This window comes from Congregibacter variabilis, from assembly GCF_045689235.1.
Taxonomy (GTDB): Bacteria; Pseudomonadota; Gammaproteobacteria; order Pseudomonadales; family Halieaceae; genus Congregibacter; species Congregibacter variabilis.
This window is the reverse complement of record NZ_CP136864.1, coordinates 1,849,035-1,863,538: the sequence shown is the minus strand read 5'-3', so window position 1 is coordinate 1,863,538 and position 14,504 is coordinate 1,849,035. Positions and strand designations below refer to the sequence as shown.

The window sequence follows — 14,504 nt, the reverse complement described above, 5'->3', positions numbered from 1 at the left end:
ATAACAATGGCAAAGCTGCCTTTCGAGGTGGCTTTAGCGATCGTAAGCTGCGGGAGATTTGCGGGACTTGTCGTGATTCGTTGTGCTCTGTCATGGAAGATGCGCTGTGGGCGCTCGAGTTTAAGTTAATAAAATCAATCAGTTAAGCAATTCCAGCACGATTCATAATGCTGGGGTCGGTGGTTCAAGTCCACCCGTAGCTACCATTTTTCTTCTTAATTATCAGTATCTTAGTGCCCCCTCGGTGGGCTCATACCTCGCGCTACTGCATTTACGCACGCTGACTGACACTACAGCATCGGGACGCCGGAGGTAGCTTGTTACACCTAGGCATTGTTGTTCGGTTAGGGGCAGTGTGTTGGCGACATGGAGTAGGGCCGTTGTTTAGTACCCTTAAACTGGAATTCCGTGCTATCAATGACGTAACTTGTCGATAATCAGGCGACTGCTTCAAAACTGAGCTCCTATACTGTGTCTATGTCAGAGACAAAAAAAAATCTAACTGACGTCGCCCGACAGATGATGAGCGGTGTTGTGCAGGTCCATGTTGAAGGCCAGCTCGAAGAAGATATTCAGTCGGTCATGAATCCGTCGATCAAGATTCCAGGTCAGTGGTCCGGTTCTGGATTCTTTGTCCGTTATTTAGATCTTGAGGGACACATCGTGACCAATGCGCACGTGGTGAGAAACTCTATCAAGGTCGAAATCAGCTCTATGCTCACCAGTGAAGAACGCTTCGAAGCAGAAGTGGTCGGCCTGGTAAAAAACCTGGATCCGGATATCGCGCTCATCAAGCTGGGCAACACAGAGCTGCAGCGCTTCAAAAAGTACGCCATTCAGGATATTGAATACCTGAAATTACGGGAGGGCAGCAGCCCTTTCCGGGGGGAAGAGATCAAGGCAATCGGCTATCCCATGGGTATGATCGAGCCCAACGTCTCCGGTGGCGAGATCACCAATTTTGTATCGGGCTCTGAGTATTCCACCGAACACTTTGTAACCAACGCAGCCATTAATCCGGGCAACTCCGGTGGGCCTAGCATCAGCGATGACGGCACGGTAATAGGCCTGAATACCGCGGTGATGATGAATGCCGAAAACATCGGCTTCATTACGCCAGCGAGCTTTGTGAAAATAATTATCGAAAACCTTTTGCAGCACAACGAATCGTACTTCGCGGGTATGGGCGGCAAACTGCAAAAGAATGCCGAGAACTTTAACCCCCTGCTTAAACAGACCCAGGCCCGGGGCGTCATCGTTGCCCAGGTGCTTGCGCATGGGTTTCTGGAGGCCGCAAAAATTCAGGCGCGGGATGTGATTCTGGCTATCAATGGTATTGAGTTTGATCGACATGGCATCGTGATCGGTAAGCAGGGCTTATACCGGCACCAGAATATTTACGATGTTATAAAGCTGGTGCCTATTGGTGAGGCCGTCGAGATCACCTACCAACGGGCCGGAGAGGTTCACCACACCCGCGCCGTAGCCATGCGCAATCCCGAAAAAGGCATCCCGTCCATACCGATCATTAGTGAAAGAAAGTATCTGGAGGTCTTCGGAATGATCATCCAGCAACTGAGTGTCGAGATTATCGATGGCATGCGCGATATTGATGCCAATGCCCAGATTGATATGATCCAGACCATTGATCAGGAAGAACCTGTACTGGTGGTGACCCAAATCCATCAAGGCACCCAGGCCGACAAAATGGAGTGGCCGCCGGGCGAGCTGATCATTAAAGCCAACGACACTAGTATCCAAACCCTTTCAGAGTTTCAAAACATACTGGAACAGAACAGGGGCGGCGCGGTACTGCTGGAATGCCGTAACGGCAGGATTGGCTATTTTCAAATTGAGGCCGATGCGGACTTTCGCAGCGACGTCTAGCTAAAGCTCAGCCAATTACGCCCATGGGGCTCACAATAACAAAACCCTGTGGATGACGAGCGGCCTGTATATACTGCCGGCCTCCTAAGCTTGCCATCAAGGCGCGTTGATATGCCGCTGCTCCCTTGCATCGAAAAAGAACCACAAACACCTGCCAATGCCGCCGTTATCTGGCTGCACGGTCTGGGTGCTGATGGCAATGATTTTGCACCGATTATTCCGGAGCTAAAACTGCCCGATCACATGGCTGTTCGCTTTGTGTTTCCCAATGCCCCGTCGATCCCCATCACCATCAACGGTGGTTACGTTATGCCTGCCTGGTATGACATTACGGAAATGAACATTGAGAGAAAAGTCGATCTCAGCCAGCTGATTGAGTCGGCAGAAAGGGTGCGGCTGCTCATTGATCGCGAAATTGACCGGGGGATATCGAGCGACCGCATCGTATTGGCTGGATTCTCTCAAGGTGGCGCGGTTGCTTATCAAACTGCGCTTACCCACATGTATCCACTGGCAGGCCTTATGTGCCTCTCAAGCTATTTCGCGACCAAGGACACAATCACCCCCAACAGTGCCAACAAGCAGATTCCCATAAAAATATGCCATGGCACTCACGATCCCATGGTGTCTGTGCAACAGGGTAAGCTGGCCTGTGAGCGCCTGGTGGAGATGGGCTATACGGTGGACTACAGCGAATATCCTATGGAGCACACGGTGTGTCCGCAGGAGATAGCTGATATATCGAGCTGGTTGCAAACAGTTCTGGGCTAGTCGCAGTAAAAGTCATTTTGATTTGAAGATGTGGCATTTCTATGGCAATAGTCCGGCCATCCATAGCGCTGCCATGCTCGGGTGAAACCCAAGCGCGTGGCAAACTCGGCAAACTTCGCGTCCCGGGTAACACGCCGCGTATCGCCCAGACTCAGCCACATAAGACGAAGCGGGCTAGCATTCAGCAAAAATGGTCGATCGACAAACAGCTGCAGGTACGTTTCGGTTTCGCTAACGGCCTGAAGCACCCCATAGAGATAGCCATTCATGGGTATGTCCGGGTCGCTGACAATTTCCAAGGCGATTGAGCGTATGCGCTTTCGAGCGGCTTCATCGCCTAATGCATACACGCGGCCAAGGTCGTCCCATGCCTGAGTCGTCGTCAGAGCATCGGGGTATCGCGACTTGATGACAGCCGGAAGCTGCTGCCAGCACTGCAAGGATTCGATGGGTTGTCCGATATTTGCCAGATGCACGCACCGCAGCAATCCGGCTGGGGCGAAGCCCAGAGAAGCGCTGCGCTCGATTAAGGCCATCCCGCCATCTACGTCACCGAGGTGTATTTTGGCCTGACCTAAATTAAGAAGTCCCAACGCATCCGTGGGATCCAGAAGCAATCCTTTCTCGATCATCGCTGAACCCGCGGACACATAGCCAAGAGCAAGGTGGTAAAAGCCTCGGCGTATTGCAAAGAACGGCTGATTTGGAGCCGCGGCGTAGGCACGCTCTATGGCATCCAGAGAAGCGTCAAAGTTCAGGTCGTAGTCATGGAGCAGCGCGCTCACATAGTGTCCCATAGCAATGTCGTTATCGTTTGCCAGTGCTTTTTTTACCGCAAAGCGAGCCATAGCTATGTGATCGCTGGAATCCTGCTGTGGATCCGTAATGGGTATAAACAGGTGCGAACGCGCCAGCCATGCCCAGGCATCCGCGAAATTTGGATCGCGCTCCACCGCTTTGCCTAACAGATCGATAGCAGTGAGTTTTTCCTGGCGCCCAAAGCGTCGGGACATTTCGCGCCCCTGCAGATACAGCTCATAGGCCTCGCGGTCACTTGTCAGTAGTCGCGCGAGACGACCGGGAGCGGCGCTGTTGGCCTCGGGACTCAGTTCTCCAGCTATGGACCGTGCAACTGACTCCTGAAAATCAAAAATATCGTTGAGGTCGCCGTCAAAGGTTTTTGACCACACGTGATAGCCATCTGCAACTCGAACGAGTTGCGCCGTCACACGCACGGTATCGTTCTGCTTGCGCACGGACCCTTCCAGCAGAAATTTCACCCGCAAGGCTTTGCCGATGTTTTCGATGCTTTGGTCGTCGCCGCGATAAGCGAAGGAGGAGGTGCGGCCGGCTACGCTGAGCCCATCAATGGCAGCCAGGGCATCAAGAATTTCTTCGGCGAGACCGTCAGAAAAATACTGCTGATTACCTTTAGGACTCAAGTCGGTGAATGGTAGTACGGCAATAGAGTTATCCAGCACCTTGCTGGCAATAGGAGCTGAGGCCGTGCTCGGAGGTGTTTTATCAGAGCTTGCCCCCGAGATTTGCATTAGCCACAGCAGCAGCCCACCTGATGCTATAACAAGGCAAATGACGATTGCTGCTCGCTGGTATCGGGATTGTCCGCGCGTCTGGGCTGGAGCTTGGGCATCTGCAAGTACCGGGCGAACATCCGCAATGAGCCGATACCCCGCCTTGGGCACGGTCTCGATATGCTCGTGTTGGCCACGGATGTCTCCCAGAGCTTTACGCAGTAGTGAGATAGCCCGGGATAGCCGCTCTTCGCCGCCAAACTGATTGCCCCAAACGGCGTCGATGAGTGTCTCTCGGCCGACCACTTCGCCAGCGTGGTCTATGAGTACTCGCAAGACTGCGAGCACCTTGGGTTCTACCGCAATCGGGTTTGATTCTCTGCTGATGCGCATGGACCGAAAGTCCACGTCGTTGGCGCCCACTCTGAATCGCTTGCAGATTGGGTCGCGGACAGTCGATGACGGCTGGCTTTGTGCCTGATTATCGTTCAAAAATTTGGGATTTCGTCAGTCTAATGGCGTATGAGGTTGGGGCAAAAACCATTTGAATTCAAGGCCTAAGGTAAACCTAAGAAAAAACTAAAGCATTCCTACAGTATTTTTTGCTCGACTGGCGCATCGTGGAATCTCATCAGATTATTGCTGATGCACGGCTAACTCTAAAAGGAAGGAAACATGCGTCACAGAATGGATAAAACACGCCAGTCACTGCTCCTTGGCGCAGCGACCGCGATGCTGCTATTTGCACCGCTGACGCTGGGGGCTGATGTTGATGAAAACGCGGTCAGCAAAGTGGCGGCCCAACACGTTGAGATGTCATTCAGCCACTCACAGGAGGGATGGCGCAAAACGGGCATTAGTCTGCGATCAGGGCAATCTGCCACGATAATAGGAGACGGGGCAGTAAATCTGGGCTTGCCCGTTCCAGCCCCTGCGTCTTTGTTCCTGTGGGCTCGTATCGGTGAAGACGGTGATGTATTCAATGTCGCCAGTGATACTTATACCTTTGTCGCCCAGACAGAGGGCGACTTGTATCTTGCGGTGCGACCAGCGGGCTTTTACTGGACGGATCGCCGGGGGACCTTCCCAGCTGATTTTGGTGGTGTTCCCAAATACCCCCTGGACGCACAGGCTGCCGTTTATCGGTGGAGTAAAGCACCCGGGGCAGCATTGACAGCAATGGCCGCCACAGATGATGCGCGCTGGCAATTGGCCTTGAGTCGCTACAGGGATGCACCGCAGCTTCCAGATGAATTTGAGTATCTTTGGTATTTGGGGCAATCAACGGTATTTGAGGCCTATGAAGACGGCGCAAACTTTGGAGTGCGTGCTACGCCGAGTAACGATGGAGGCATCATTCGCAAGGCATTGGATATACCGTTAAACGAAGAGACTTTGTTTTCTTTTGATTGGTTGTATGAGCAGCTCCCGGCAAAAGGGCCGGAGACTGAGGCGCAGTATCACGACTATCTGAGTATTGCCCTGGAGTTTGATAATGGGCAGGACCTTACCTGGTTTTGGAGTGGTCATCTTGAGGCGGGCACGGAGTTCACCTGCCCACTGCCCTGGTGGGATCAAAGAGAGACCCACATTGCCGTTCAGTCAGGAGAGGAGGGTCTGGGCGACTGGCATAGTCACAGCAGATCGGTGCTGCAGGATTATCAGTCTGCGGTGGGCGGTGAATTGCCCGGACGCATTGTCGGAGTGTGGGTTATTAATTCGGGCGTCTTTGGCGATAAGCCCGGTGAGGCTGTTTTTGCCAACTTGAAGGTTCGTAACGGCAGCGCGGTTACGGAGGTCTTTAACCACAAGTGAAGCGCAGGCCTGACGGCATTAATTAGTAACGATTAATGTCGTCTTCGCCTTTTGTGGTCTTTCGAGCCCAGCGCCGCAACGGAAACAGCACCAATACAGAAGCGACACCAAAAACCGTGACCGTTCCTTGCCAGGTTTCGAGTACTCCCGTATTACCCAAAAGCAGGATGCCCAGTCCGGTGACCAGGCCGCCCACACCAAAAGACAAGGAGAAAAATGCCAAGCCGAACAAAACGTCGACGACGATGAGCGCCAGGCCAATGATCATCCAGGTCTCGTAACGCAATAAAAGCGATAGCACCATCTCGTCCTCTGTTAACTCGACTTCAGTAAGTCTTGCAGCCCCGCCAGCGCACCGACCGTCTTGGTGACATCCGTCGGTAAGACTATGGTCTTGGCGTTGTCCGATGCTGCAAGAACGCCAATGGCTTCTACTTGGCGTTTCAAAATATCATAGTCAATTGCAGGCTTCCCATTGTCGGCAATAGCCGTTGCGATAACCTTGGTTTGTTGCGCAGCAGCCTCGGCCGTCTTCACCGTGGCGTAAGCATCGGCGTCAGCGGTAATCTTAACGGCCTCAGCCTGCTTTTGGGCGGCATACAGCTCTGCGTCGGCCTCCAGTTGCACGCGTGCTCGCTCCCCCTCTGCCCGGGCTACCGTTGCACGACGCTCACGCTCGGCGTTGAGTTGTTGGCGCTGGGCGTCTTTGGTTTGTTGATCGACCTGTACATCGGTAATTTCTGAGCGTGTGACTTCCAATCCCCACAGTGCTGCAGCCTCTTGCAGGTTCTCCAGAATTCGCTCGTTCATTTGGTCGCGAGAGCTCTGCAGCGCGTCAAGTTCGAGCTTGCCAGCCTCGTTACGAATCGTGGATTCGGCCGTAGTCTTTAAGGCCAAAGGAATATCGCGAATGCGATACACGCTCTTGGCGGCATCGGTGACTCTAAAAAACGTTGTAGTCTCCAGCTGGATTTCGACGTTATCGGCAGTTATTACCGACACCTTGAAGGCGTCTAATTGCCGCTCCAGAACCACTACCTTGTGGGCGATGTTGTCGAGCCACGGCACCAAAATATTGATACCGGCATTGAGTGTCACGCGGAACTTGCCCAGACGCTCAACAACGTATTCCTCGCTCTGAGGAACGATCGCCACAGACTTAGCCGCCGTGATGATCATCAGTGCCAAAAAGGCCAGAGTCAGACCTGTTCCAAGTCCCATGTGCTGTACTCCAAAAAAGTTGCTTAGAGAGCGGTCGCTTAGCCGGAGTTGTGGCGAACGACCGATAACGCAGTACAGTTTACCTCAGTAGCTCGGGTGCTCGACTGTTTATCGAGCTTCACATCGACGACAGCTTTTGCTCTGGTCGCAGCGAGACTCTTCGCTTAGGTATATCAAAACAACGAGTGGTGCTGGCCGCCATCAATCACGATGTTTTGACCCACAATGAAGCGCGCCAGAGGGCTACACAGCAAGGCCGCCATGGGCGCCATATCGTCGGCGTCCGCCACAAAGCCTGCAGGAATTTTGTTGTTCTGCAAAAAGTGCGTCATCACGGTTTCACGGTCTGGGGCGAGGCCAAAAGCATCGGCATAGTGCCCAATAATCTCGTCTGCGCCTTCGGTAGCAAACATGCCGGGAAGGATGTTGTTGATGTTAACGCCGTATTGCGCGATCTCCCTTGAGACGCTGGCGGTGTAGTTGATTAGCGCCGAGCGGGCGGGCCCGGACATCAAGCGCCAGATCATGGGGTTCTTGGCCGAGAATGTTGCGATGTTAACGATGCGTCCCCAACCCTTGTCCTTCATGACCGGAATGTAGTTGCGCATAATCTCGATAGGTCCAATGAGTGCCGTGTCTATGGAATCCCGCCACATCTCGGGCGTGACTTTCAAAAAATCCCCATTTGGTGCGGGTGGCTTGATCGTGATCGCCAGAATGTCCGGGTCAGGGCAGGCCGTGAACAGCGTCTGACGACCCTCTTCCGTGGAAGAGTCCGCAACGATGGGGGTGACCGTTGTGCCGTATTTCTCAGACATTTCCTTGGCAGCATTGACCAGCCGTTCTTCCCGTCGGGCCGTGATGTACAGCTCCACGCCGGCCTCAGCCAGCCGTTCTGCCGTGGCTCTACCCATACCGGCACTTCCGCCGGCCATGATCGCCTTCTTGCCCTGAATTTGCAGATCCATAGTTTTCTCTCCCTAAAGTCTTATAGATAATTGTTTGCGGCTCTGGCCATTACCGAGCCCGGAACCGTTTGAAGTAAATGGGCAGCCATGATGTTCCCGGTCGTTTGACCTCGGGTAGTGACTTGGATGTCTTGCGTGCATTCCAGTTGTCCGCAAACTGATCAAAGAAGGTGCCGCTTGATTCCCAATGCCTACCTAAGGGCCTGTCGGAGTCTATTCTGGCGGGCTCTTTGGCGTTTACGTTCTGCATGTGGGGCGGACACTCGATTTTCTGCGCGAGAATCTCTGAAGCGCCATCGCCAATAAGGCCCGCAGCCTTTTGCTGGTTTTGTTTGCTCAGTGACTGGTATCGCTGCTGCAGTTGGCTTAGGCAGTACACACGGTAGGGCGCGGTGCTGACTTCCCAGTCAAGGCCGCCAAGACGGTACCGGGTAGTTGTTGCTTCGCACTGATAAGCTTTTTGGTTAGCTGCCAGATAAGGCAGGTATTCGCTCGCGAGCTTCTGCAGAAGCGGCGCTAGATCTGTTGGCACTTCGGTGAGTTCTGCAGACTGCCTTAGCTCCTCCGGGCGAGTGGACCACATCCGGCCCAGCCAACGCAGCACATGGGGAGCACGAACATGCATGATCTCTTGCGGGGTAGGGTCGCAGCCAAAATGCGGAAACATAGGGCCGAACAGGCCGATATCGGCCTCGCAGGGGCGGTCACCGAAGAGGAAGGGCCGTTTTTGGAGAATCGGCTGTAGAAGATCCAGAGTGTCCAGGTAGAGGTCTTCCATTTGTCGTGCGTGAGCGGGCGACACAATACCGTTGGCTTTAAGGTGCACGTCTTGCTGTCGTTTAACGACAATAGGCCTCAGTAACCATCTGGGCAGTGGCAGACCGTTGGCGAGGACCGTGTGAGTGAATTCCTCGCTGCGCCGATTCCGATCCATGGCAAATGCCCAGCGATAGTACATCCCAGGTGTCCAGAACCATTCGTCAAAGCAGTCTTCCAAAAAGTAGCTAAAGAATGCGACTAAATGATCCTGTGGACGCAGCGCTGGCAGTGACGTATCGGCTTCGAAATGCTCAATGATCGGCGTGGTATCTGTAAGCCAGGAACCGTCAGGGCATTGCACTTGCGGCATCTGCGTTACACCCACTTGTCTACCGCACTGGGCCATGTCCGGTGCGTCCATCTCCACAAACTGGTAGGGGATGCCCTTGATCAGAAAGTAGGCTTCGAGTTTCTTTGTGAAGTACGAGCACATCATGCCGTGCATGATGTAGTCGTTCATTTGTGCCCCTGAACTATGCATAGTGTCTGTCTCTTGCTAATACGCCCTTGTATACCAAGGGTTTGCGGTCGGCCTCCACGCTGTAAACCATCGGTGATCTGGCTCTGAATTTCCACCGACTTTACTTCGGAGGCGGCGGCACTGATCTGTGCAGGATACACAGTGCTTCTCATTTACTCCTTAAGGGTGTAAAAATTGAGGTCTAATAAAAACGCGTGTCGCTTGAAGAGCAGTTCCGCGACCACAGTGTAGGGGGAGCTTATTTTGAAACCCACCGATACCGACGACCCGGAGTATTTTCATAAGGTTGTCGATTGCCAATATGGCTGTCCGGCCCACACCCCGGTCCCCGAGTACATTCGCCTTATTGCGGCGGGTCGCTACACCGATGCTTACATGGTCAATTGGGAGTCGAACGTCTTCCCTGGTGTGTTGGGTCGTACCTGCGATCGCCCCTGTGAACCGGTATGTCGTCGTGGTCGTGTAGAGGATGACCCCGTAGCCATTTGCCGCCTTAAACGAGTCGCGGCTGACTTTAAGGGCAGTATCGAGGAACGATTACCACAAATACCAGATATCAAAAACGGCAAGCGCATCGCTCTTATCGGTGCGGGTCCGGCCTCGCTCACAGTGGCTCGGGATCTGGCTCCCTTGGGCTACACCATCGATCTCTACGACGATCAGCCTCTGGGCGGCGGTTTCATGCGCAGCCAAATTCCGAGCTTCCGACTGCCATTGGGGGTGCTCGAGGAAGAGGTCGATGTCATCCTCAATATGGGAATCACAACTCACTTTGAAACCTATGTAGATAGTCTCAAATCGATTCTCGACAAGTCCTATGATGCGGTCTTTGTCGGCACTGGCGCACCCCGCGGTAGCGATCTGGATGTCCCGGGTCGAGCGGAGTGCGAGGCGCATATCCACGTAGGCATAGACTGGTTGTCGTCGGTGGCCTTTGAGCACATCAGCAGCATCGGTAAGAAAGTGATAGTCCTCGGCGGAGGAAACACGGCCATGGATTGCTGCAGGACAGCCCGGCGTCTCGGCGGCGAGGACGTAAAGGTCGTGGTGCGCTCGGAGTTTGCAAAAATGAAGGCCTCGCCCTGGGAGATCGACGACGCACTGGCCGAGGACATCCCCGTTTTCAATAATCATGTGCCCAAGGCTTTTGTGCACGAGGACGGTGTGCTCAAGGGCATGAGCTTTGACAAGGTAGACGTCGTCTACGATGACAAAGGCAAACGAAGCCTGGTGCCTACCGGTGAGGAAGTGTTCTTCGAGGCAGACGAGGTGCTCGTTGCCATTGGTCAGGATAATTCCTTTCCTTGGATCGAGAGAGACATCGGCATCGAGTTTGGTAAATGGGATATCCCGATTCTTGAAAAGGAAACGTTCCAAAGCACCTTGCCGCAAGTGTTTTTTGGCGGCGACGCAGCCTTTGGCCCAGAGAACATCATCACCGCTGTCGCCCACGGGCATCAGGCCGCAATTTCTATTGATCTTTTCCTCAGCGGACAAAGCATCAATGATCGTCCGCCACCCACCGTCAACCTCGTTAGTCAGAAGATGGGGGTGCATGAGTGGAGCTATGACAGTCAGATCAGTAATGAGGATCGATTTAAGGTTCCCCACGCCGACAAGGCCTTGGCCCTTAAAGATCGCAAAGTAGAGGTCGAGCTTGGCTTCGCCAGAGAGGTGGCATACAAAGAAGCTATGCGCTGTCTCAACTGCGACGTTCAGACGGTATTTACCACCTCCAAATGTATTGAGTGCGATGCCTGTGTGGATATTTGCCCCACCGCCTGCATAAATTTTCTTGATAACGCTGAGGAAGAGTCGCTGCGCAGCTCCCTACGAATGCCCGCGACTAACCTTGCACAGGATCTGTACGTGTCCGAGTTGCTTCCGCAGACCGGCCGGATAATGGCCAAGGATGAGGATGTGTGCCTGCATTGCGGCCTTTGCGCAGAGCGCTGTCCCACCGGCGCCTGGGATATGCAGCGATTCTTTTACTCAGTGACTAAGGCGGGCAGCGCATGCAAGCAAAAAGCGCAATAAACGACTTTGTTATCAAGTTTGCCAACGTCAATGGCACAGGTTCTGCGAGTGCCAATGGCATGTTCGCCAAGGCAATTTTCCGTATGGGAATTCCCGTAAGCCCGCGGAATATATTTCCTTCGAATATCCAGGGTATGCCAACCTGGTACGAAGTGCGGGTGAGTCAGGACGGCTACCTGGGGCGCCGTGGTGGCATCGACATGATGGTCTGTGTAAATCCACAAAGCATGAGCCGTGACGTGGCGGAGGTCTCCCCCGGCGGTTACTTCGTGTATGACTCAACAAAGCCACTGGATTTGAGATTGCTGCGCGACGACGTAGAGTTTATCGGTATTCCCTTTACCGAAATTTGTCTGCATGAATACAGCGATGCCCGCCAGCGACTACTGTTTAAAAATGTGATCTACGTAGGTGCCCTCGCTGCACTATTGAACATCGACTTCACGATTCTTAAGGATTTGGTGGAGGATCAGTTCAAGGGAAAAGAAAAACTCATCGCGCCTAATATTTATGCGCTGGAGCTTGGCTACCAATATGCCAATGAGCATTTTGATTGCCCCCTCAGTATTCGTCTTGAAATGGGTCGCAAGGTCGCCAAGCATATCAGCGATTTCGATCAGATATTGATGGATGGGAATACCGCTGCAGCATTGGGTGCGGTCTACGCTGGAGCCACGGTGGCAGCCTGGTACCCGATTACGCCATCTACTTCGGTGATTGAGGCGTTTGAGCGTTATTGTCAGCGCTTACGCATTGACCCGGGCACCGGCAAGAAGAACTACGCGATTGTTCAGGCCGAGGATGAACTTGCTGCCATGGGTATGGTTATCGGTGCCAATTGGAATGGTGCGCGTGCCTTTACATCAACCAGCGGCCCGGGACTGTCGTTGATGAGCGAGTTTCTTGGGCTTGCTTACTTCGCAGAAGTCCCGGCAGTGCTTATCGATGTGCAGCGGGCGGGACCGTCCACGGGCATGCCCACTCGGACGCAACAGTCAGACATTCTTGCCGCGGCTTATGCCTCTCACGGAGATACCAAGCACGTACTCCTTTTTCCGGCCACGCCTGCAGAGTGCTTTGAGTTAACGCTAAAGTCCTTCGATCTTGCGGAGCGGCTGCAAACGCCGGTCATCATCATGAGTGATCTGGATCTTGGTATGAACGAGTGGATGTCGCCGCCACTGGAATTTGATGATGAGCACCGTTATGACCGGGGTAAGGTTCTAGACGGCGATGCCCTCGACGCAATGACAGAGCGTTTTGGCCGTTATCTGGATGTAGACGGTGACGGAATTCCTTATCGAACCTATCCCGGGGCACACCCAAATAAGGGCGCTTACTTTACCCGGGGTTCTTCCCGGGATGAGTACGCCGCGTATACAGAGGACGGTCAAGCCTATGTGCGCAATATGGATCGTTTGCTGAAAAAATTTGAGACTGCCAAAACGCTGGTGCCAGATGCCAAAATCAAAAAGGCTGCCGTGGACACCGAGTATGGGGTGATGTTTTTCGGCACCACAGCATCACCTGCCTATGAAGCGACGGAGATACTCGAAAAAGAAAACATCCCCCTCAACACCTGCCGAATCCGGTCTTTTCCCTTTAACGGTGAGGTAGAGCAGTTCATAGAAGAACATAAGCAGATATTCGTGATTGAGCAGAATCGTGACGGACAAATGCGACGCCTTTTGATCAATGAAACCGGCGTAGTCGCAAAGGCGAAGCTGGTGTCGGTGCTTGAGTACGACGGTCTGCCAATCACTGCGCGCAAAATTGCGGCTGTCATGCGTAGCCATTTCAACAGCGCAAATGTAACGGCCATGAGAACCCAGGAAGCGGTCGAGGAGCTGAGCCAATGACCTTTATCAAGCCGGAGTTTCGACACCCCGATGCCCCAAAGAACAGCCTGGGCTGCACACGAAAAGACTATGAGGGTGGTTTGTCGACGCTATGTGCCGGCTGTGGGCATGACTCAATCAGCGCCTCCATTATTGATGCCTGCTTTGAGCTGAACATTGAACCGCATCGGGTGGCCAAGCTGTCGGGGATCGGTTGTTCCTCCAAGACACCCGCTTATTTTCTCTCTGGGTCGCACAGTTTTAACAGTGTGCATGGACGCATGCCTTCCGTAGCCACCGGGGCCAACATGGCTAATCGTGATCTTATCTATCTTGGCGTCTCAGGCGATGGCGATACTGCCTCGATCGGCATGGGGCAATTCGCACATGTGGTGCGGCGCAATCTCAATATGGTTTACATAGTAGAAAACAACGGTTGTTACGGACTCACCAAAGGTCAGGACTCAGCCACCATGGATACGGGCTCTCAAAGCAAGAAGGGCGACGTGAATATCTATTCACCCATCGACCTTGCCCGAGTAGCCATAGAAATTGGCGCGACGTTTGTTGGTCGCAGTTTTTCGGGTGATCGCGAGCAATTACTGCCATTGCTAAAAGCGGCTATGAGCCATCGAGGATTCGCGCTACTGGATGTTATTTCTCCCTGTGTGACTTTCAATAATCATGTGGGCTCAACAAAAAGTTACGCGTATACACGGGAGCACCTTGATGCCATGCCTATCGACTTTGTGCCTATGCGCCAGGAGATAACCGCCAATTATGAATCGGGAACCACCCATGAAGTCTGCATGCACGATGGTTCGGTGGTACGTCTGCATAAGGCTAACGACGAGTACGATATAGAGGATCGCCAGTCGGCGCTTCAGGCCATCGCATCGCACTCAAATGCAGGAAACATACTGACGGGTCTTTTGTATATTAATCGCGACGGTGAGGAGTTGCATGATGCTCTGGGCACAGCCCGTAGGCCACTGAACACGCTGAGCGAAAAGGAGCTTTGCCCGGGGTCCAGATTTCTTGACAGTATTAATGATGGGCTGCGCTGAAGTTACGGCGTGATCAAATCGTTCGGGCCTGTTTCAGAATCCTATCCGTCAGTACTGGCTGCAAGGTT

General features: G+C 53.3%; 11 protein-coding genes. 6 read left to right on the top strand and 5 right to left on the bottom strand.

The genetic code is table 11. The annotated features are described in order from the left end of the window. The first annotated feature begins 477 nt into the window (after positions 1-477). Entirely contained in the window at positions 478-1,887 is a 1,410-nt protein-coding gene (locus tag R0135_RS08180; protein ID WP_407349766.1) for a S1C family serine protease, read from the top strand. 111 nt (positions 1,888-1,998) lie between these two features. Further along, complete coding sequence (locus tag R0135_RS08175; RefSeq protein WP_407349765.1) at positions 1,999-2,658, top strand: alpha/beta hydrolase; 660 nt, start codon at positions 1,999-2,001, stop codon at positions 2,656-2,658. Here R0135_RS08175 and R0135_RS08170 read toward each other — a convergent pair. Continuing rightward, positions 2,655-4,583 carry a winged helix-turn-helix domain-containing tetratricopeptide repeat protein gene (locus R0135_RS08170; RefSeq protein WP_407349764.1) on the bottom strand — a complete coding sequence of 643 codons (1,929 nt, stop codon included), beginning with the start codon at positions 4,581-4,583 and terminating at the stop codon, positions 2,655-2,657. The genes R0135_RS08175 and R0135_RS08170 overlap by 4 nt on opposite strands. A 282-nt stretch (positions 4,584-4,865) precedes the next feature. Here R0135_RS08170 and R0135_RS08165 point away from each other — a divergent pair, with 282 nt between their 5' ends. Continuing rightward, positions 4,866-6,005, top strand: coding sequence for a DUF3047 domain-containing protein (locus R0135_RS08165; protein ID WP_407349763.1), 1,140 nt, complete (start codon positions 4,866-4,868; stop codon positions 6,003-6,005). 22 nt (positions 6,006-6,027) lie between these two features. Here R0135_RS08165 and R0135_RS08160 read toward each other — a convergent pair whose 3' ends face one another. The 4 genes from R0135_RS08160 to R0135_RS08145 all read right to left on the bottom strand — a co-directional run bounded on the left by R0135_RS08160 (position 6,028) and on the right by R0135_RS08145 (position 9,473). Continuing rightward, a complete protein-coding gene (locus R0135_RS08160; protein WP_407349762.1) occupies positions 6,028-6,309 on the bottom strand; it encodes a hypothetical protein in 282 nt (93 codons plus the stop codon). A gap of 11 nt (positions 6,310-6,320) precedes the next feature. After that, positions 6,321-7,226 (bottom strand): SPFH domain-containing protein, encoded by a 906-nt coding sequence (locus tag R0135_RS08155; protein ID WP_407349761.1) that lies wholly within the window; start codon positions 7,224-7,226, stop codon positions 6,321-6,323. A gap of 173 nt (positions 7,227-7,399) precedes the next feature. After that, on the bottom strand, positions 7,400-8,194 hold the full coding sequence (locus R0135_RS08150; RefSeq protein ID WP_407349760.1) for an SDR family oxidoreductase: 795 nt from the start codon (positions 8,192-8,194) through the stop codon (positions 7,400-7,402). A 49-nt stretch (positions 8,195-8,243) separates the two neighbouring features. After that, the gene (locus R0135_RS08145; protein WP_407349759.1) at positions 8,244-9,473 is read right to left on the bottom strand and encodes a glutathione S-transferase N-terminal domain-containing protein; all 1,230 of its coding nucleotides are present in this window, start codon (positions 9,471-9,473) and stop codon (positions 8,244-8,246) included. Between the two features lie 264 nt (positions 9,474-9,737). On the opposite strand from R0135_RS08145, the gene R0135_RS08140 reads away from it, so the two are divergent. Genes R0135_RS08140 through R0135_RS08130 form a run of 3 tightly spaced genes read left to right on the top strand, consistent with a single transcriptional unit; the run spans position 9,738 to position 14,436 of the window. Further along, positions 9,738-11,531 (top strand): FAD-dependent oxidoreductase, encoded by a 1,794-nt coding sequence (locus R0135_RS08140; protein ID WP_407349758.1) that lies wholly within the window; start codon positions 9,738-9,740, stop codon positions 11,529-11,531. Next, a complete protein-coding gene (locus tag R0135_RS08135; protein ID WP_407349757.1) occupies positions 11,510-13,390 on the top strand; it encodes a 2-oxoacid:acceptor oxidoreductase subunit alpha in 1,881 nt (626 codons plus the stop codon). The genes R0135_RS08140 and R0135_RS08135 overlap by 22 nt, the downstream gene beginning before the upstream one ends. Beyond that, a complete protein-coding gene (locus tag R0135_RS08130; RefSeq protein WP_407349756.1) occupies positions 13,387-14,436 on the top strand; it encodes a 2-oxoacid:ferredoxin oxidoreductase subunit beta in 1,050 nt (349 codons plus the stop codon). The genes R0135_RS08135 and R0135_RS08130 overlap by 4 nt, the downstream gene beginning before the upstream one ends. Positions 14,437-14,504 lie beyond the last annotated feature (68 nt).

Coding starts and splice junctions, on each gene's coding strand:
- R0135_RS08180 (WP_407349766.1), top strand. CDS start 478: ATGTCAGAGACAAAAAAAAATCTAACTGACGTCGCCCGACAGATGATG.
- R0135_RS08175 (WP_407349765.1), top strand. CDS start 1,999: ATGCCGCTGCTCCCTTGCATCGAAAAAGAACCACAAACACCTGCCAAT.
- R0135_RS08170 (WP_407349764.1), bottom strand. CDS start 4,583: ATGCGCATCAGCAGAGAATCAAACCCGATTGCGGTAGAACCCAAGGTG.
- R0135_RS08165 (WP_407349763.1), top strand. CDS start 4,866: ATGCGTCACAGAATGGATAAAACACGCCAGTCACTGCTCCTTGGCGCA.
- R0135_RS08160 (WP_407349762.1), bottom strand. CDS start 6,309: ATGGTGCTATCGCTTTTATTGCGTTACGAGACCTGGATGATCATTGGC.
- R0135_RS08155 (WP_407349761.1), bottom strand. CDS start 7,226: ATGGGACTTGGAACAGGTCTGACTCTGGCCTTTTTGGCACTGATGATC.
- R0135_RS08150 (WP_407349760.1), bottom strand. CDS start 8,194: ATGGATCTGCAAATTCAGGGCAAGAAGGCGATCATGGCCGGCGGAAGT.
- R0135_RS08145 (WP_407349759.1), bottom strand. CDS start 9,473: ATGAACGACTACATCATGCACGGCATGATGTGCTCGTACTTCACAAAG.
- R0135_RS08135 (WP_407349757.1), top strand. CDS start 11,510: ATGCAAGCAAAAAGCGCAATAAACGACTTTGTTATCAAGTTTGCCAAC.
- R0135_RS08130 (WP_407349756.1), top strand. CDS start 13,387: ATGACCTTTATCAAGCCGGAGTTTCGACACCCCGATGCCCCAAAGAAC.